The sequence below is a fragment of the Streptomyces sp. NPDC048825 genome (genome assembly GCF_043198355.1).
Lineage (GTDB): Bacteria > Actinomycetota > Actinomycetes > Streptomycetales > Streptomycetaceae > Streptomyces > Streptomyces xiangluensis.
This window is the reverse complement of record NZ_JBICUR010000002.1, coordinates 65,594-82,967: the sequence shown is the minus strand read 5'-3', so window position 1 is coordinate 82,967 and position 17,374 is coordinate 65,594. Positions and strand designations below refer to the sequence as shown.

Annotated in this window: 14 protein-coding genes and 3 pseudogenes; 6 read left to right on the top strand and 11 right to left on the bottom strand. The window is 69.8% G+C overall.

What is annotated here, in order from left to right:
* Positions 1–43: 43 nt before the first annotated feature.
* Positions 44–3,385: a S41 family peptidase gene (locus ACGFNK_RS05675; RefSeq protein WP_393412300.1), complete on the bottom strand. Its 3,342-nt coding sequence runs from the start codon at positions 3,383–3,385 to the stop codon at positions 44–46.
* A gap of 221 nt (positions 3,386–3,606) precedes the next feature.
* On the opposite strand from ACGFNK_RS05675, the gene ACGFNK_RS05670 reads away from it, so the two are divergent.
* Together ACGFNK_RS05670 and ACGFNK_RS05665 are read left to right on the top strand one after the other, a co-directional pair.
* Positions 3,607–4,197 (top strand): TetR/AcrR family transcriptional regulator, encoded by a 591-nt coding sequence (locus tag ACGFNK_RS05670; RefSeq protein ID WP_393412298.1) that lies wholly within the window; start codon positions 3,607–3,609, stop codon positions 4,195–4,197.
* A 112-nt stretch (positions 4,198–4,309) separates the two neighbouring features.
* Positions 4,310–6,547, top strand: coding sequence for an MMPL family transporter (locus ACGFNK_RS05665; protein ID WP_393412296.1), 2,238 nt, complete (start codon positions 4,310–4,312; stop codon positions 6,545–6,547).
* Positions 6,548–6,687: 140 nt separating this feature from the next.
* Here the strand turns inward: ACGFNK_RS05665 and ACGFNK_RS05660 are convergent.
* A pseudogene (locus tag ACGFNK_RS05660) lies at positions 6,688–6,882 on the bottom strand (Uma2 family endonuclease); the annotation flags it as partial.
* A 74-nt stretch (positions 6,883–6,956) separates the two neighbouring features.
* Here ACGFNK_RS05660 and ACGFNK_RS05655 point away from each other — a divergent pair.
* Together ACGFNK_RS05655 and ACGFNK_RS05650 are read left to right on the top strand one after the other, a co-directional pair.
* On the top strand, positions 6,957–7,460 hold the full coding sequence (locus ACGFNK_RS05655; RefSeq protein ID WP_393412294.1) for a YbaK/EbsC family protein: 504 nt from the start codon (positions 6,957–6,959) through the stop codon (positions 7,458–7,460).
* Positions 7,457–8,237: pseudogene (locus ACGFNK_RS05650) on the top strand (EamA family transporter). Before ACGFNK_RS05655 ends, ACGFNK_RS05650 begins: the two are co-directional and overlap by 4 nt.
* Positions 8,238–8,321: 84 nt before the next feature.
* On the opposite strand, the gene ACGFNK_RS05645 reads toward ACGFNK_RS05650, so the two are convergent.
* The 3 genes from ACGFNK_RS05645 to ACGFNK_RS05635 all read right to left on the bottom strand — a co-directional run bounded on the left by ACGFNK_RS05645 (position 8,322) and on the right by ACGFNK_RS05635 (position 11,534).
* Positions 8,322–9,005, bottom strand: a complete 684-nt coding sequence (locus tag ACGFNK_RS05645) for a maleylpyruvate isomerase family mycothiol-dependent enzyme (RefSeq protein ID WP_393412292.1) — start codon at positions 9,003–9,005, stop codon at positions 8,322–8,324.
* A gap of 94 nt (positions 9,006–9,099) precedes the next feature.
* Positions 9,100–9,522: a hypothetical protein gene (locus ACGFNK_RS05640; protein ID WP_393412290.1), complete on the bottom strand. Its 423-nt coding sequence runs from the start codon at positions 9,520–9,522 to the stop codon at positions 9,100–9,102.
* 422 nt (positions 9,523–9,944) lie between these two features.
* Positions 9,945–11,534, bottom strand: a complete 1,590-nt coding sequence (locus ACGFNK_RS05635; RefSeq protein WP_393412288.1) for an alpha/beta hydrolase — start codon at positions 11,532–11,534, stop codon at positions 9,945–9,947.
* A gap of 306 nt (positions 11,535–11,840) precedes the next feature.
* Here ACGFNK_RS05635 and ACGFNK_RS05630 point away from each other — a divergent pair.
* Positions 11,841–11,978 (top strand): annotated as a pseudogene (locus ACGFNK_RS05630) (EamA family transporter); the annotation flags it as partial.
* A 15-nt stretch (positions 11,979–11,993) separates the two neighbouring features.
* On the opposite strand, the gene ACGFNK_RS05625 reads toward ACGFNK_RS05630, so the two are convergent.
* The 6 genes from ACGFNK_RS05625 to ACGFNK_RS05600 all read right to left on the bottom strand — a co-directional run bounded on the left by ACGFNK_RS05625 (position 11,994) and on the right by ACGFNK_RS05600 (position 16,790).
* Positions 11,994–13,160, bottom strand: coding sequence for a serine hydrolase domain-containing protein (locus ACGFNK_RS05625; protein ID WP_393412286.1), 1,167 nt, complete (start codon positions 13,158–13,160; stop codon positions 11,994–11,996).
* Between the two features lie 63 nt (positions 13,161–13,223).
* A complete protein-coding gene (locus ACGFNK_RS05620) occupies positions 13,224–13,673 on the bottom strand; it encodes an organic hydroperoxide resistance protein (RefSeq protein ID WP_386343814.1) in 450 nt (149 codons plus the stop codon).
* Between the two features lie 106 nt (positions 13,674–13,779).
* On the bottom strand, positions 13,780–14,235 hold the full coding sequence (locus ACGFNK_RS05615) for a MarR family winged helix-turn-helix transcriptional regulator (protein ID WP_393412283.1): 456 nt from the start codon (positions 14,233–14,235) through the stop codon (positions 13,780–13,782).
* Positions 14,232–14,990: an energy-coupling factor ABC transporter ATP-binding protein gene (locus ACGFNK_RS05610; RefSeq protein WP_386343817.1), complete on the bottom strand. Its 759-nt coding sequence runs from the start codon at positions 14,988–14,990 to the stop codon at positions 14,232–14,234. The genes ACGFNK_RS05615 and ACGFNK_RS05610 overlap by 4 nt, the downstream gene beginning before the upstream one ends.
* Positions 14,978–15,739: a cobalt ECF transporter T component CbiQ gene (gene cbiQ, locus ACGFNK_RS05605; RefSeq protein WP_393412281.1), complete on the bottom strand. Its 762-nt coding sequence runs from the start codon at positions 15,737–15,739 to the stop codon at positions 14,978–14,980. Before cbiQ ends, ACGFNK_RS05610 begins: the two co-directional genes overlap by 13 nt.
* Position 15,740: 1 nt before the next feature.
* Entirely contained in the window at positions 15,741–16,790 is a 1,050-nt protein-coding gene (locus ACGFNK_RS05600; RefSeq protein ID WP_393412279.1) for an energy-coupling factor ABC transporter permease, read from the bottom strand.
* A 193-nt stretch (positions 16,791–16,983) separates the two neighbouring features.
* Here ACGFNK_RS05600 and ACGFNK_RS05595 point away from each other — a divergent pair, with 193 nt between their 5' ends.
* Complete coding sequence (locus tag ACGFNK_RS05595; protein WP_393412277.1) at positions 16,984–17,328, top strand: SsgA family sporulation/cell division regulator; 345 nt, start codon at positions 16,984–16,986, stop codon at positions 17,326–17,328.
* Positions 17,329–17,374: the final 46 nt, after the last annotated feature.

The following is a 17,374-nucleotide window of genomic DNA, read 5'->3' as shown; positions in this document are numbered from 1 at the left end:
AGCAGCAGTAGCAGTAAGGGGCGTCCGCCATGGAGGACGCCCCTTACGCGGTGCCCCTGGGAGGCAGTTTCGGGCGGGTCCGGTCCGGAACGTGGTGGTGGCCAGGGGGAGTTGCCGCCGGGTGGTCGGTCAATAGGTTCAGGGCCAGGTGGACCGCGTCGGCCAGCTGGGCGTGGCGGCCCTCCGCCCAGTCCAGCGGGGTGCGGAGTACGGGCAGGTCGGGGCTGACGCCGTGGTTCTCGACGGACCAGCCGTACGCGTCGAACCAGGCGGCGTTCATGGGAACCGTGATGACCGTGCCGTCGCCGAGACGGTGCCGGCCGGTCATGCCGACGACGCCGCCCCAGGTGCGCTGCCCCACCACCGGGCCGAGCTTGAGCAGTTTGAAGGCAGCCGTGATCATGTCGCCGTCCGAGGACGTCATTTCGTCGGCGAGGGCGACGACGGGACCGCGCGGGGCGTTGGAGGCGTACGACACCGGCTGGGCGTTACGCGTCACGTCCCAGCCCAGGATCGTGCGGGTGAGCTTCTCGACGACCAGCTCGCTGATATGGCCGCCGGCGTTGCCGCGCACGTCGACGATCAGGGCGGGCCGGGACATCTCCATGCGCAGATCGCGGTTGAACTGCGCCCAGCCCGAGCCGCCCATGTCCGGGATGTGCAGATACCCGCACTTGCCGTGGCTCAACTCCCGTACGACATTCCGGCGTTTGGCCACCCAGTCCTGGTAGCGCAGCGGACGCTCGTCGATCAACGGCACGACCGCGACCCGGCGCGCATGGCCCTCGCCGTCCAGATCAGAGGGGCCCGAAGGGCCTTCCTCAGAAGGGTGGTGGTGGGCGACGGGTTGGGAGAAGGTGAGCTCCACCGTGGTGCCGCCCGCCCCTGCGAGCAGCGGATACGGCCCGGCGACGGGATCGACCGGCCGCCCGTCGACGTGGGTGAGCACGGCGCCCTCGCGGATGCCCGTACCGGCCAGTGGTGAACGCGCCCTGGAGTCGGACGACTCGCCGGGCAGGATCCGCCTGACCGTCCAACTGCCGTCCTTGTGTACGAAGTTGGCGCCCAGCAGGCCTTGTGCGCGCTGGTAGTGCGGCGGCCCTTCGTTACGGCGCGCGGGAGTGACGAACGCATGGGACGTGCCCAGCTCGCCCAGGACCTCGCGCAGCAGATCCGCGAACTCGTCGGGGGAGGCGACCCGTTCGACCAGCGGCCGGTACTGGTCGAGGACCGTGTCCCAGTCGATGCCGCACATCTTCGGCTCCCAGAAGTACGCGCGGATCAGGCGGCCCGCTTCCTCGTACGACTGCCGCCACTCGGCGGCCGGGTCGACGTGGTGCAGAATGCGGCGCGAGTCGATCCACACGGTCGTGTCGAGGTCGCCGGACTCGGTGGAGGGGACGGCCCGCAGATCGCCCTCGTCGACGACGACGAGCCGCGAGCCGTCGCCGCTGACTGCGAACCAGTCGAGGTGGTCGACGAGTTCGGACTTCTTCGCCTTGCTGATGTTGAAGTACTCCAGCGTGGGCCGCCCCGAGGTGTCGTCCGGGTTGACGAAGGTCTCGCCGAGCGCGCCGGAGATCGGCCAGCGCAGCCAGACCAGTCCGCCGCCCGCGACCGGGTACAGCGCCGAGTACTTGGAGGCGGGCACCGGGAAGGGCGTGACGCGGTTCGCCAGGCCTTCGGTCTCGACGGTGACCGCGGCGCCGTCGCCGGTGTCGTCGGTGTCGTCTGCGATCACGTCCAGGCCGCCCGCCGCCGGGCGTCCCTCGGGGGTCAGCGCGAAGGGGGAGGGTGTCGCGGACGACAGGGGAACCAGATACGGGCGGCAGCCCAGCGGGAAGGACAGGTCGCCGGTGTGCACGTCGTACACCGGGTCGAAGCCGCGCCAGGACAGGAACGCGAGGAAGCGGCCGTCCCGTGTGAAGACCGGCCCCTCGTCCTCGAAGCGGCCCCCCGTCACATCGACGATCGTGTGCGTTCCCGGGCCCTCGATCCGCGCGATCTTGATCTGCCGCAGGGACCGGCCGATGCCCGGGTGCGACCAGGTCAGCCAGGCGCCGTCGGGGGAGAAGGCGAGGTCGCGCACGGGCCCGTTGATGGACTGGATCAGCTCGGTGACCTCACCGCCTTCGGGCTCCTCGGCCGTGTCGATGAGGAGCAGTCGCCCGTCGTGGGACGCGATCGCGAGCCGTTCCCCCTGCGGATCCGAGACGAGTTCCAGTACGCGCCCCAGTCGGCCGGAGGCGAGCCGACGCGGGGCGCGGGCGCCGGTCGCGCCGGGCAGGTGCGCGATCTCGACGGCGTCCTCGCCCTCCGCGTCCGTCACATACGCCAGCCGCCCGCTCGAGCCGAGCATCTCCGGCAGCCGTACGCGTACGCCCGGAGTGTCCGCGATGGTGCGCGCCGGGCCGTCGCGGTGCGTGAGCCAGTACAGGCTGCCGCGTACGACGACGGCACTGGCCCGGCCCGTCTCGTCCACGGAGATCCCGTCGACGTGCAGACCGGCCGGCACCTGGTACGGGCGGCGCCCCGCACGCGGCCCGCCCAGGCGCACATCGAGGCGGCGGGGTCCCGAGCCGGCGGACAGGTCGTCGACGATCCACACCTCGCCCGCGCACTGGTAGACGACGCGGGTGCCGTCGCAGGAGGCATGGCGGGCGTAGAAGGTGTCGTGGTCGGTGTGGCGGCGCAGGTCGGAGCCGTCGTGCAGGCAGGAGTAGAGGTTGCCGACGCCCTCGTGGTCGGAGAGGAAGGCGATCCGGTCGCCGACGAACATCGGCGCGTCCAGGTGCCCGTCGAGGTCGTCGAGGATGCGCTGCCCGTGCAGCCACAGGCGTCCGGTGGCACCGCCGCGGTAGCGCTTCCAGGCGGCGGGCTCGTGCGGGGGCGTGCCGGTGAGCAGCAGCGTCTTGTGCTCGCCGGCGACGTCGGCGACCGCGATGTGCGAGACCGGGCCCCAGGGGAGCTTGCCGCCGGGGTCGCCGTTGACCGGGAGCTTGTAGGCCCAGGTGAAGTGGGCGAAGGGCTCGCCGTGCGAGGCGACGGCGAGGATGTCGCCGTCGGGGGTCCAGCCGCAGACCCGGGTGTCGGGGCTGCCCCAGTAGGTGAGCCGTCTGGCCGGGCCGCCGTCCACCGGGGCGAGGTGGATCTCCGGGTCGAGGCTGCGCCACGTCGTGTACGCGATGTGCCGGCCGTCGGGCGAGAAGCGCGGATGACCGATCTTCGTACGGTCGACCGTGAGACGCCAGGCCCGGCCGGGGCGGTCGAGGGGGGCCACCCAGAGGTCGTCCTCGACCACGAAGCAGAGCCGGTCGCCGCTGAGGTGCGGGAAGCGCAGATAGCCGTCGGCCGGCACGGTCGGGTTTTCCTGCCTGTCGCTCACCTACCCATGCTTTGACGGGGGAGGGAGACCGGCAACTCGTGGCGAAAGTTGACGGGCGGCAGCGTGATTCAGGACACGTACGAAACGGTTTCGTTTCGCAGGCTCTCGACGTATCTTCGTGGGTGTACGAAACCGTTTCGTTCGGCAGTGTGGTCTGCAGGCGTGCATGCGTGGGTCTGTAGCCTGGCGCTCCGAGCGTTGGAGCAGGAGAGGTGAGTGCGATGACTGAAGCCGCGACGGTGCGCCGCAGTCGGATCACGCCCGAGCGTGAGGCCGAGCTGTACAGGGCCGTGCTCGACCTGCTCCGGGAAGTCGGCTACGACGCCCTGACCATGGACGCCGTGGCCGCCCGCACCCGGTCCAGCAAGGCGACGCTCTACCGCCAGTGGGGCGGCAAGCCCGAGCTGGTGGTCAAGGCGCTCCGGCATCACAAGCGGATCGACCCGGCCGATATCGACACCGGGTCCCTGCGGGGCGACTTCCATGCCATGGCGCTGCGTGAGGACGACTGCTCCATGGAGCAGGACACCGCGCTGATGCGGAGCCTGGTCATGGCGGTCCACAGCAACCCGGAACTCCTCAAGGCGTTCCGGGAATGGCTCATCGAGCCCGAGGTGGCAGAGATTCGCAAGGTGTTGCAGCGTGCCGTCGATCGGGGTGAGATCCGTGCGGACAACCCCGCGATGGACTACGTGCTGCACATGTTGCTCGGCGCCTTCATCGCCCGGAACATGATCGACGAACTGCCGCCGACCCAGGCGTACCTCATTTCGTACTTCGACGCCGTGGTCCTCCCCGCTCTCGGCGTCTGACCCTCAACCACCTTCCAGAGTCACCCACTTGCACCTGACGCGACCGCTCACGTCGTCGGGCTGATCACCCCTGCCCTGTACCACCCCACGACCTGACCGGGAGTACTCCCTCGTGGCCACGTTCCTCTATAAACTCGGCCGGTTCGCCTTCCGGCGACGGCACTTCGTCGCCCTGATATGGGTGGCGCTGCTGACGCTCGCGGGTGTCGGCGCGGCCTCCGCGCCCGCCCCGGGCGCCACCTCCTTCTCCATCCCCGGCACCGAGGCGCAGAAGGCCTTCGACCTGCTGGAGCAGCGTTTCCCGGGCGCAAGCGCCGACGGAGGTACCGGGCGCATCGTCTTCAAGGCGCCCGAGGGCCAGAAGATGACGGACGCCGACAACAAGGCGACCGTCGAGAAGACCGTCAAGGAACTGGGTGACGGTTCCGAAGTCGTCTCCGTCACCGACCCGTTCACGACGAACGCCGTGAGCAAGGACGGCACGGTCGCCTACACGTCGGTGAGGTACGACGCTCCCGGCATGGAGCTGAAGGACTCGACCAGGGACGCCCTCGAGGCGGCCGCGGACGAGGCGCAGGCCACCGGGCTGACCGTCGACGTCGGAGGTGACGCCCTGCAGGCCGCGGCCGAGCCGGGGGCGATCGGAGAGGTCATCGGTCTTGCCATCGCCGCCGTCGTCCTCGTCCTCACCCTGGGCTCACTGGTCGCGGCCGGACTGCCGCTGCTGACCGCGATCATCGGCGTCGGCATCGGCGTCTCCACCATCACCGCCCTCGCCAACGCGCTCGACCTCGGCGACACCACCTCCACACTCGCGTTGATGATCGGTCTCGCGGTCGGTATCGACTACGCGCTGTTCATCGTCTCGCGCTACCGGGGTGAGCTGGCCGACGGCCGTGACCGCGAGGAGGCGGCAGGCCGGGCCACCGGCACCGCCGGCTCGGCGGTGGTCTTCGCGGGTCTCACGGTCGTGATCGCCCTGGCGGGCCTGTCGGTCGTCGGCGTCCCGATGCTGACCAAGATGGGCCTCGCGGCGGCGGGCACGGTCGTTGTGGCCGTCCTCATCGCGCTGACCATGATCCCGGCGCTGCTCGGGTACGCGGGCAGGAAGGTCCGGCCGACGGGCGAGAAGCGCAAGCGGCGTGGCGGCGAGAAGTCCGAGGCGCGCGAGAAGTCCGAAGCGCAGGCCAAGCCCGGCATGGGCACCCGTTGGGCGAGCTTCGTCATCCGCCGTCCGGTCGCCGTGCTGCTGCTCGGCGTGGTCGGTCTGGGTGCGATCGCCGTCCCGGCCACCCAGCTGGAGCTGGGCCTGCCCGACGACGGCTCGCAGCCGACGTCCACCACCCAGCGCCGGGCGTACGACCTGCTGTCGGAGGGCTTCGGCCCCGGCTTCAACGGCCCCCTGATGATCGTGGTCGACGCCAAGGACAGCGACGACCCCAAGGCGGCGGCCACCACGGTCACCGACGGGATCAAGGGCCTCAAGGACGTCGTGACGGTGACCCCGGCGGCGTTCAACAAAGCCGGCGACACGGCGACGATCACCGTGATCCCGGACTCCAAGCCGTCCTCCGTACAGACCGAGGACCTGGTGCACGCCATCCGTGACCAGGGCACCGACGTCAAGGCGGACACGGGCGCGAAAGTCCTGGTCACCGGCACCACCGCGATGAACATCGACTTCTCGCAGAAGCTCACCGACGCGCTGGTCCCGTACCTGGCCCTGGTGGTCGGCCTCGCCTTCCTGCTCCTGATCGTGATCTTCCGCTCGATCCTGGTCCCGCTGAAGGCGGCCCTCGGCTTCCTGCTCAGCGTGCTCGCCGCGCTCGGTGCAGTGGTCGCGGTCTTCCAGTGGGGTTGGCTCAGCGGCCTGATCGGCGTCGAGGAGACCGGTCCGATCATGTCCATGATGCCGATCTTCATGGTGGGCGTGGTCTTCGGTCTCGCGATGGACTACGAGGTGTTCCTCGTGACCCGCATGCGGGAGGCGTACGTCCACGGCGAGTCGCCGAGCCAGGCCATCGTGACCGGCTTCCGGCACAGTGCCCGGGTCGTGGCCGCCGCCGCGGTCATCATGATGGCCGTCTTCGGCGGCTTCATCAGCTCCAGCGAGTCGATGATCAAGATGATCGGCTTCGGCCTCGCGATCGCCGTCTTCTTCGACGCGTTCGTGGTCCGCATGGCCATCGTCCCGGCGGTGCTCGCCCTGCTCGGCAAGAAGGCCTGGTGGCTCCCGAAGTGGCTGGACCGCGCCCTGCCGAACGTCGACGTCGAGGGCGAGGGGCTCCGCGCCCACGACGCCGACGGTCCGAAGGACCCGGACGAGGAACGGCAGTTGGTACGGGTCTGAGGCCACGGGTCTGAGGCTGCGGGGCTGAGGCCTCACCTGAACGGACAGGGCGCCCCACGCATTGGTGGGGCGCCCTGTCGCTTGCGCGTCGTGAGCCGTGGTCTGTCTGCCGACCGCCCGCTTGAACCCGTTCTGCCGCGCTACTGCCTTGAGTAGCGCGGCAGGTTCTCCGTGGAGATCGTCCAGTCGGCGATGGTGACGTCTTCGCCGTACACGAAGTCCTTGCGGGTGGCGTAGCGCGGGCCGTTCGGGGTCGAGTGGATGTCGGAAAGGACAGCGCCCTCTCCGGTGCGGGGGTCGAAGATCATGTAGATGGGGATGCCGAGCAGGGGATAGGAGTGCCCGGCGCGCACCCCCAAGCGGAGAACTCGGTCGCATGCCCCGTACATGCGCCGCTAGCGTGCCGTGCATGACCGCCGCTGAAGAACAGAACGCCGCGCACCCCCGTTTCGCCGAGGCCCTGCGTGAGCTGGGACTCGATGACCTGCCCTCGCAGATTCGCCGCTTTCCGGACGCGACCCGTACCGCCGCCGAGGCCGCCGCGGCCGTCGGGTGCGAGTTGAGCCAGATCTGCAAGTCGCTGATCTTCGCGGCGGACGGGGTGCCGGTCCTCGTGCTCATGGACGGGGCTTCCCGCGTGGACCTGGAGCTGGTCCGGAGGGAACTCGGCGCCGAGAAGGTCACGCGAGCCAGGGCGGATCTCGTGCGGGAGACGACGGGGTACGCGATCGGGGGCGTACCACCCTTCGGGCACCGCACCAAGACCCGTGTCCTGGCGGACCGTTCGCTGCTCGACCACGACATCGTGTGGGCCGCCGCGGGCACTCCGTACACCGTCTTCCCCATGGACCCGAAGACCCTCATCGCGCACGCGGGCGCCGCACTGGTGGACGTACGTGAGCAGTCGGAGTGACTCCACTCGTCGCGTCAGCCGTCCTGCTCGCCGCCGTCACCCACGCCAGCTGGAACGCGATCGCGCACCAGATCACCGACAAGCTCGTCGGGTTCACACTGACCCGGCGGCGGGACGCTGATCGGGCTGGCCATGGTGCCGTTCGTGGCGTTCCCGGCGGCCGGGGCGTGGCCGTATCTGATCGCCTCGGCCGTCATCCACGTCGCGTACTACGTCCTGCTGATGCGGTCCTTCCGGCCGGGGGACTTTTCGGTCAGGCGTACCCCATCGCGCGCGGCACCGCGCCGCTGGTCGTGACCATGCTGGCGGCGGTCTTCGCTTCATGAGGTCCCCGACGGCTGGGCGGCGGCCGGCATCGCGGTGTCCTGCGCGGGCCTGACCGGGGTCGCCCTGTGGGGCCTGCGCGGACACCGGCCCAACTGGGCGGCGATCGGCGCGGCGCTCGCGACCGGGCTGACCATCGCCGCATACGCGGTCGTCGACGGACTGGGCGTACGGGCCTCCGGCTCCTCCCTCGGATACATCGCCTGGCTGATGGCGGTGGAGGGCGTGGCGGTCCCGGCGTACGCGCTGTACCGCTGGCGCGGTCAACTGCTCGGCGTGCTACGGCCGTTCGCGGGCGTGGGGCTACTGGGAGCCGCCCTGTCCGTCGCGGCGTACGGCCTGGTCCTGTGGGCCCAGACGAAGGCGGAGCTCGCTCCTATCGCGGCCTTGCGCGAATCGTCAGCCAAGCTTTGCTCATGCGGTAATAACTTCGCTGACCAGGGGGCTGTATGAGGCACTCCCGTACGCCCCGGTCTCGTCGCGCGCCATGAGAGCGTGTTGGATCTGCCGTTTCGCCGGGGTCAGTTGATGACGTTCTCAACCCAGCGTGAGCCATTGGATGCCCAGGCGGCTGACGTCCAATGCTTCCTCCCTGGTGATCGGCTCACGCCCCGTCGCCTTGCGCAGGAAGCGAAGCTGACCCCATCCCAGCTTCTCCAGTGCCGCTGCCCCGTCCGGGCCGAGCAGAAGGTCTTGCACCAGATCTGCGGCCTGGGAAGTCAGCCACGGCTCGCGCCCCAGGGCGTCGGCCAGGTCCAAGCCATGCACGGCGACCTCAACCACCCGCGTCAGCAGGAACTCCGACAGGAGCATCGGATCGCCGTGCCGGGTGCGAACCACACGCCCTTCGGGCTCGGCCCGGCACAGTCGGTCCACCTGTTGCCAAGTGGCGTTGAAATCGTCGGCGAGCGCGGCGCCGCTGAGCTGTTCGGTCGCATGGTCTTGGGCCAGAGCGATCCGAGCCGCGTTGGTGTCCGGAGCGAAACGGTCGTCGGGCCGGTAGTACTCAACTGCCGAGACCTCGGCATGGGTCGGCGCCGGTGCGGCCAGCATGCCCGGCAGCCAGGCAATCACCACCCGGACATGAGCCAGCAAGTCGCTCACCGTCCACGGTGCACACCGCGTCGGCAGACGCCACTCGGCCGCCGAGACCCCGGTCATCGCCCGCGCGAGTTGCCCGGCCTCAAGACGAAACGCTTCAACTACCCGCCCCTGATCCATGCCGAGCAAGCTACTTGAGCAGAAAAGATGCACACGTCGGATACGGCGAGGCCCGGCCGCATACGGATGCGGCCGGGCCGGAAGCGGTGGCTTATCAGGCTTCGGGACAGAGTGTGTTGCGCAGCCCGATGTTGAGGTGATGTGCGTCGTCCTCGGTCAGCATGATGCCGTCGTAGGAGAACAGTTCCATTGCACTGTTGACCGTGTCCGAGACACCGCCCTCGAGGTTCACACACTGGTAGCGCGCCTTTTCGATGGCCTTGTCCTCGTCTTGGACGAGCTTGGGATTGACGTCCTTCATGGCCGCGATGACGGCGGTTCTCTTGTCGCCGGTGGGCTCGGGGAGGGCGACCTTGTCGGCCTCGGAGGTGTCACTGCTGTCCGCGGTGTTCGGAGCCGCAGGTGCGCTGCTCGGGGCGGTGTCGGCCTTGCTGTCGGTGCCGTTGTCGCTGCTGCAGCCGACAAGACCGACGGCGAGTACGGCGGTGACGGCTGCGGTGGTGGTACGGATTCGCATGATGTCCCCCTGGATGTTGCACGTCCGGGGGGACATCATGCGCAGGCGAGGTGCTGGGGGCCAGAGTGATCACACGACTGTGACACGACAAAGCCCAGGTCGGGACTTCGCCTGAACCTCGGCCCGCTCCGGTCGGCGGGTGGCCGTCCGCCAGTTCAGGGCCCTCTCGACACAAGATCACCGCGAACCGGACATCCAGGGGAGAACGCCGGGGTCCTGGATTCCTCGGTACGGTCGAGGTCGTGTCTGGGCACACGTCGGGGTTGGTCACCCCCAGCCGTGTGCTGGTTGATCGCGCGCGACTAGGAGAGCTCAGTCAAGCCCTGCTCATGCGGTAATAACTTCGCTGGGCAGGCCGCCGATCGGGTAGTCCAGCCCCGTTACAGCCGTCCCTGGCAACGACGTGCTGTTCGGCGGCTGCGTCAACGGTCTGTGTGAGTCGCTGCCGTCGCCGCGAAGGGTGGGGTGTCCTGTTCGCATGTGGCGTCGGCGGGCGGGAGAGCGCCGCCGAGGAAGTAGCGGACCGCATGGCGGCCGACACAGCTGCTGGGATTGTCCAGTGCGGTGTGGCCGTACCCCTTCAGCGTGAGCAGTCGTGCGTCAGCCAGTTCCCTGGCCATTGCCTCGCCGTCCTGATAGGGCGTGGCGGGGTCGTAGGTGGGATTGACCACGAGGATCGGATGCGCGGTGGGCCTGTTCCACGGTCCGAGGTACCTGTCGGCTGCCGTGGCCGGCCAGTTCGAGCAGGGCTCGTTGGCCCATGCCCACCAGTGACCGAGGTCCCCTGCACGCTTCGCGCTGAACCTGTCGAGCTCGGCATACCGTTGCGGATAACGCGGGTTGGGGCTTTCCGCGCAGAGCACGGCGACGGGCTGCTCGAAGCCGGGGTACGACGGGGGGCCGGGAGGCGCCTCCGGCTCCTCGGGGGTGCGGCCCTCCCAGAGCGCCTGCAGCGTGTCGGCGGTGTCGGTCCATCCCGGGTGGACCGTGTAGAGGCCGCCGCGAACCTCGCTGACGGTCTTCGCGTAGGTCCACGCTCCCTGGGGCCGTTGTGCCACACGCCGCATCAGTTCCTCGAACTTGGCACGGGTCTTCGCCGGGCTGTCGGCGGAGAAGGCGCAGCGGCTCGCCGAGGCGCGCCCGCACAGATCCAGGAACTGCCCCAGAGTTGCGGCCGAGCCGAGATCCGACTCCAGGCGCAGGAACGTGCTGATCCTCGGTTCCTGCCGGGAACCGTTGTTGGCCCAGGCCCGGGGGTCGACGTTGCCGTCCAGCACCAGGCGTCCGACCTTGGACGGGAACAGGTTCGCGTAGGTGGCGCCCAGGAAGGTGCCGTACGAGACGCCCCAGTAGCGCAGTTGCTTTTCGCCGACCGCCCGCCGCAGCCAGTCGAGATCACGCGCGGTGTCGGCTGTCGAGACGTGGCGCAGCAGTTCCGGCACCCGCTGCTCGCAGCGACGGCCGAGGTCGGCGTAGGCGGCGATGAATTCCTTGCGCTGCTGTCTGCCGACGGGGAAGGGAGGAACGTCCGCGATCCAGTTCTCCGCTTCTTCGGTGTCGGTGAAGCACCGCACCGCGGTGCTTTCACCAATACCGCGAGGATCCCAGCTCACGATGTCGAACCGCTGCCGCAGTTCCTCGGGGAACTTCTCGTACTGTGCCGGAAGCCCCACCGTTCCCGCACCTCCGGGCCCGCCGGGGTTGAAGAACAACGAACCGATACGACGACCCGGATCGGTCGCGCGGGCCCTGATCACTGCAAGTTCGATGGTGGGGCGTCCGGCACGGAAGCCGGAGTAATCCAGCGGCACTTGCGTCGTGGCGCAATCGAACCCTTGCTGCGCGTCGCCCGTGCAGGGCTGCCAGTCCAGGGCCGACCCCGGACCGCCGACAGGAGGCCCTCCGCGAGAGGGCTCTGCCGCGACGGTGCCAGTCACCACACTGGAGACGAGCACGGCCCCTGCGGCGCACACGACAGCGCGGCGCAGCCAACTCCTCGTCAATCCTGACATGTGCAAACCCTTCTGGATGATGACGCGCAGCGGGCACCGGCACAGGCGAGCGCAATGCCATCCGACCGGCCGCCCGGGCCATGGGCAACACACCAAGACTGGACGGGTGACGAGTGCCTGCCATCCGCACCCGTGCCGGTTCGCGGGCCCGGACGGCTGCCGAGTCGGGAACCTGCCACAGCGGGTGGGCGCCGGTGGCAGTGAAGACCGGGTGCGCATGCCCGCTGCCGCCGGCTGGTGGCGGACTCGGCCCGCCAGCTCGACTACGGGATCACGGCGGGCGACCCGGCCGGCGCCCAGCGCCGCTCGGCCCCGAGAACGATGTCGATCATCGTCGGTGCGGCCATCGGCGCGGTTTTCTTCAAGGAGCGGTTCGGGGCGCCGAGGGTTGCGGCGGCGGCCCTCCTCGTCGTGGGTATCGGGCTGATGCTGCACGCAGGGTGAGCCTGGCCGGGTCGGCTACGACGACTGCGCGGCCCTCACCGCCCGTACCAGCGCCTGCGCCCGCGGATCCGCCGTAACCGTCTTGCGGAAGCCGTTCGTCACATAGCCGAAAGCGATGCCCGACTCGGGGTCGGCGAAGCCGAGGGCGCCGCCTCGGCCCGGGTGGCCGAAGGAGCCGGGGGACAGGAAGGGGGAGGCCGAGCCGTGGAGCATGTAGCCGAGGCCGAAGCGGGTGTTGATCACCAGGATTCGGTCGGGGCCCGCGGATTCCTCCGTGCGGGCCGCTGCCAGCGTCTGCGGCGTGAACAGGCTTGGTACGCCGTCCACTTCGCCGATCAGCGAGGCGTAGAAGCGGGCCAGGCCGTCCGCCGTCGCGATGCCGTTCGTCGCGGGGAGCGTCGCCGCGCGGTACGCCGGGTCGTTCTGGTCGGGGAACGGGGTGATCGCGGCGAAGGCCCGCCGGGTGAGGGAGGCGGGGTCCTCGTACGCCTCCGAGACTGTGCGCTTGGGGCGCGTACGCAGGCCCCCGGCGGCCGGAGGTGTCTCCAGCCGGCCGACCCGGCCCACGCGGCCCGCCTCTCCGTCCGGCAGACCGATCCAGAGGTCCAGGCCCAGCGGGGCGGCGATCTCGTCGGCGGTCCACTCCCCGATTCCCCGGCCCGTCACCCGCCGCACCAGTTCACCGGTCAGCCAGCCGTACGTCAGCGCGTGATAGCCGTGGTCGGTGCCCGGCTCCCACGCCGGGGCCTGCCGCGCCACGGCCTCGGCGCCCCGCAGCGGATCCAGCGCCTGAGCCGGAGTCAACGGCTCGTCCAGCACCGGCACTCCAGCCTGGTGCGACAGCACCTGCCGCACCAGCACCCGCTCCTTGCCCGCTGCCTTGAACTCGGGCCAGTACTCCGCCACTGGCGCGTCCAGGTCCAACTGCCCGCGCTGGTGCAGGAGAAGGGGTACGGCAGCGGCGACCCCCTTTGTAGCCGAGCGCACGATCTGCGCGGTCCCGCGCTCCCAGGGGGCCGGGGAGTCCGCCACGTCCCGCAGTCCGCCCCACAGGTCGACGACCTTGCGCCCGTCCCGGTACACGACCACCGCCGCGCCCCGCTCCCCGAGTGCCGTGAAGTTGCGTACGAACGCATCCCTGACCGGCTCGAAGCCCTCCGCCACCGTGCCGTTCACGTCCACGCCCGTACTCCCGTCCAGAAACTGCCGACAGTGGGGGCAACACCCGCCCCCAGCCCGCGATTCCTAGCCCAGCAGGATCGTGACCTCGATATTGCCCCGCGTCGCGTTCGAGTACGGGCAGACCTCGTGCGCCGCGTCCACAAGCTTAGAGGCGATGCCCGGGTCGAGGACGGGGAGCGAGACGCTGAGGGCGACCGCGAGTCCGTAGCCCCGCTGCTTGTTCGGCCCGATGCCGACCTTCGCGGCGACCGTGGAGCCGATGAGGTCGAAGCCGGCCCGGCGGCCGACGAGGACCAGCGCGTTGTGGAAGCAGGCGCTGAACCCGGCCGCGAACAGCTGCTCCGGATTCGTGCCGTTGCCGTCGCCGCCGAGCGCGGGCGGCATCGCCACCTTCAGATCGATCTGGCCGTCCTGACTGGTGACGTAGCCCTCGCGACCGCCGTGAGCGGTGGCCTCGGCGACGTACATGATCTTCGTTGGACGGGTGTCTGCAACAGCGGTGCCGTCAGTCATGGTTGGCCTCCCCCGGAACACATGCGCACAAGTACATCGTGCACAAGGTACTTGGCGGTAACCAGGCCCCCGTTACCAGGGGGTAGCAACCGTGGGTAACGCGAGATCAGCCGGTACGGTCCGCCGCGGCCTCCGCCTCCTCCGCCAGCCGCCGCAACTCCTCGCGCAACCGCGCGACCTCCGGCCCGCCGAGCCCGGTCGCCCTGAGCAGTTCGCCCGGTACGCACTCCGCGCGCTCCTTCAGCCCCTCCCCGCGTCCCGTGACCGCGACGAGCACCGACCGCTCGTCCCGCGCCGACCGTTCACGCCGGACCAGGCCCGCCGCTTCCAGCCGCTTCAGGAGCGGGGACACGGTGCCGTAGTCGAGCCGCAGGGCGGCCGCCAGTTCCTTGACCGGCGTCTCGCCGCGCTCCCACAGGACCAGCAGGACGAGGTACTGGGGGTAGGTGAGGCCGAGTTCGTCGAGCAGCGGGCGGTACGCGGCCGTCACCGCGCGGTGGGCGGAGTACAGCGCGAAGCACAGCTGGTCGTCCAGGGAGAGAGAGCCCTCGTCGTTCGTCACGCGCCCATTGTCACGGAGCGCGGATCGAAGCCGAAGGGCAACTCCAGGCGATGCTGCCGCATCAGCTCCTCGTCGGAGAGCAGTTCGCCCGTCTTCCCGTCCGCGGCGATCACGCCCTCGCTGAGGATCATGGAGCGGGGGCACAGTTCGAGGGCGTACGGCAGGTCGTGGGTGACCATGAGCACGGTGACGTCCAACGACCGCAGGATGTCTGCGAGTTCGCGCCGCGAGGCGGGGTCGAGGTTGGACGACGGCTCGTCGAGTACGAGGATCTCCGGCTCCATCGCGAGAACGGTCGCGACCGCCACCCGGCGCCGCTGGCCGAAGGAGAGGTGGTGCGGGGGGCGGTCCGCGAAGGCCTCCATGCCGACCCGCTCCAGCGCCGTACGGACCCGTGCCTCCAGCTCAGGGCCCTTCAGCCCGGCTGCCGCGGGTCCGAAGGCCACGTCCTCGCGCACGGTCGGCATGAACAGCTGGTCGTCCGGGTCCTGGAAGACGATGCCGACCTTCCGCCGGATCTCGGCCATGTGCTTCTTGCCGACTGGCAGCCCGGCGACCGTCACGGTGCCGGTGCCGCCGGTCAGGATGCCGTTGAGGTGCAGCACGAGCGTGGTCTTCCCGGCGCCGTTCGGCCCGAGCAGCGCCACGCGTTCACCGCGCGCGATGGTGAAGTCGACGCCGAACAGCGCCTGGTGGCCGTCGGGGTACGCGAAGGCCAGTCCGGCCACTTCCAAAGAGGGAGTCACAGAGTCCATCCCAACACGCAGACGAGGAGGGCGGCGAAGGGCAGGGCAAGGGCGTACGACCACTGCGCCCGGGACGCGGTCACTTCGTCGATGACCGGCATGGAACCGGCGTAACCCCGGCTCACCATGGCGAGATGCACCCGCTCCCCGCGCTCGTACGACCGGATGAACAGCGCGCCCGCCGACTTGGCGAGGACGCCCCAGGACCGTACGCCCCGGGCCTCGAAGCCGCGCGACTCGCGGGCGATGCGCATGCGCCGCATCTCGTCCGCGATGACGTCGCCGTACCGGATCATGAAGGAGGCGATCTGGACGAGAAGCGGGGGCAGCTTCAACCGCTGCAATCCCAGGAGGAGTTCGCGCAGTTCGGTGGTCGAGGCGAGCAGTACGGAGGCGGCGACGCCGAGGGTGCCCTTGGCGAGTACGTTCCAGGCGCCCCACAAGCCGTTCACGCTCAGGGACATCCCGAGGACGTCCACGCGCTCGCCCTGCGCCACGAAGGGCATCAGTACCGCGAAGGTCACGAACGGCACCTCGATCAGGAGCCGCTTCAGCAGGAAGCCGGCCGGTACGCGGGCCGCGTACGCGACGGTCGCGAGCAGCGCGGCGTACAGCGCGAAGGCCCACATCGCCTCGCGCGGCGTCGACACGACGACGAGCACGAAGGCGAAGACGGCCGCGAGCTTGGTGTGCGGCGGCAGGGCGTGCACGGGTGAGTGCCCGTGCCGGTAGAGCTTGTGTGCGTGGCCTGCGCCCATGTCAGACGTTCTCGGGAACTGACGAGGGCGAGGTCTCGGACGTACGGCGCTTGCGTACGGCCCAGAAGACGCCCGTGCCCGCGACCACCGTGACGCCCACGCCGATCGCGCCCGCGAGGCCGCCGGAGACACGGGAGTCGGTGATGCCCTCGATGCCGTAGTCGGCCAGCGGGGAGTCGGCGGCGGCGTGGTCCTCGGTCTTGGCGTCGATGCCCTTGTCGGCGGCGACCTTCTCCAGGCCGTCGGGGCTGGCGGAGGCGTAGAAGCTGACGAAGCCGGCGAGTACGAGGGAGGCGGCGAGGCCGGCGAGCCAGACCTTGCGGGGAGACCGGGCGGCGACCGGGGCGGGTTCGGCGGCCGGGGCGTCGACCAGTTCGCCGTTCACGCGGAGCTTCAGCGGGGCGGTCAGTCCGCGGGCGCCGTACACGAGGTCCGGTCGTACGGCGATGACGGCGCCGACCGTGAGCGCGGTGATCGTGGCCTCGCCGATGCCGATGAGGACGTGGACGCCGACCATCGCGGTCAGGACCTGCCCGATGGGTACGTCGGTGGTGCCGCCGATCGCGTAGACGAGCGTGAAGGCGGCGGCGGAGGCCGGCACGGAGAGCACGGCGGCGATGAACGCGGAGACGGTAATGGAGCGGCGCTTCTTGGGAAGGAGTTTTACGAGGCCGCGGAATACGGCGTACCCCACGACCGTGGTGACCACCGCCATGATCGTGATGTTCACGCCGAGCGCGGTGAGGCCGCCGTCCGCGAAGAGGATGCCCTGCATGAGGAGGACGACCGAGACGCAGAGGACCCCTGTGTAGGGGCCCACGAGTATCGCGGCCAGCGCGCCGCCGAGGAGGTGGCCGCTGGTGCCTGCGGCGACCGGGAAGTTCAGCATCTGCACGGCGAAGATGAACGCGGCGACCAGGCCCGCGAGCGGGGCGGTCCGCTCGTCGAGTTCGCGCCGGGCGCCGCGCAGGCTGACGGCGACGGCTCCGGCGGCGACGACTCCGGTGGCCAGGGAGACGGGGGCGTTGATGAATCCGTCGGGCACGTGCATGGATGGGCTCCGCTTCCGGGGTCCGGCCGGCTGGCTAACCGTTTGATGATAGTGCCTTGTTGCGAACGGCTTGCAAGAGCGAGGTGTCCCTCAATAGCTCGGGAGCGCAATCCGGAAAGTATGCGACATTGGATAGAAATCCACATAAAGGGTTCTCACAGGGTCCTCTGGACCCCCAGCGAAGGAGCGACCGATGTCCGCCGTCGAGCAGTACGCGCGCGCCCACATCGTCACGGACTCGGCACAGGAAACGCCCGCCGTCCCGGTAGCCCTCCGCTACGACCCCGAGGCCGAGCCGCCCGAGGTGCACGTCACCCTTCCCGGGCAGCACGAATGGGTTGTCGCCCGCGACCTCCTCGAACGGGGGCTGCGCACTCCGACCGCGTCCGGTGACATACGCATATGGCCGTGCGGCCGCGTCCAGACCGTGGTGGAGTTCCACTCGCCGGAGGGGGTGGCGGTGGTGCAGTTCGATGTGAAGGCCTTGATCCGCTTCTTGCGGCGTACGTATATGGCGGGGGCGCCGGTGGCTCACTGAGCGCTTGTGCTCCGCTGGGTGGGGCAGTTCGAAGCTGCGGGTCCGT

What these genes read in the sequence shown, in the direction of transcription:
- ACGFNK_RS05635 (WP_393412288.1), bottom strand. Translation starts at nt 11,534, where the DNA reads ATGTCAGGATTGACGAGGAGTTGGCTGCGCCGCGCTGTCGTGTGCGCC.
- ACGFNK_RS05670 (WP_393412298.1), top strand. Translation starts at nt 3,607, where the DNA reads ATGACTGAAGCCGCGACGGTGCGCCGCAGTCGGATCACGCCCGAGCGT.
- ACGFNK_RS05645 (WP_393412292.1), bottom strand. Translation starts at nt 9,005, where the DNA reads ATGGATCAGGGGCGGGTAGTTGAAGCGTTTCGTCTTGAGGCCGGGCAA.
- ACGFNK_RS05600 (WP_393412279.1), bottom strand. Translation starts at nt 16,790, where the DNA reads ATGCACGTGCCCGACGGATTCATCAACGCCCCCGTCTCCCTGGCCACC.
- ACGFNK_RS05655 (WP_393412294.1), top strand. Translation starts at nt 6,957, where the DNA reads ATGACCGCCGCTGAAGAACAGAACGCCGCGCACCCCCGTTTCGCCGAG.
- ACGFNK_RS05620 (WP_386343814.1), bottom strand. Translation starts at nt 13,673, where the DNA reads ATGACTGACGGCACCGCTGTTGCAGACACCCGTCCAACGAAGATCATG.
- ACGFNK_RS05640 (WP_393412290.1), bottom strand. Translation starts at nt 9,522, where the DNA reads ATGCGAATCCGTACCACCACCGCAGCCGTCACCGCCGTACTCGCCGTC.
- cbiQ (WP_393412281.1), bottom strand. Translation starts at nt 15,739, where the DNA reads ATGGGCGCAGGCCACGCACACAAGCTCTACCGGCACGGGCACTCACCC.
- ACGFNK_RS05610 (WP_386343817.1), bottom strand. Translation starts at nt 14,990, where the DNA reads ATGGACTCTGTGACTCCCTCTTTGGAAGTGGCCGGACTGGCCTTCGCG.
- ACGFNK_RS05595 (WP_393412277.1), top strand. Translation starts at nt 16,984, where the DNA reads ATGTCCGCCGTCGAGCAGTACGCGCGCGCCCACATCGTCACGGACTCG.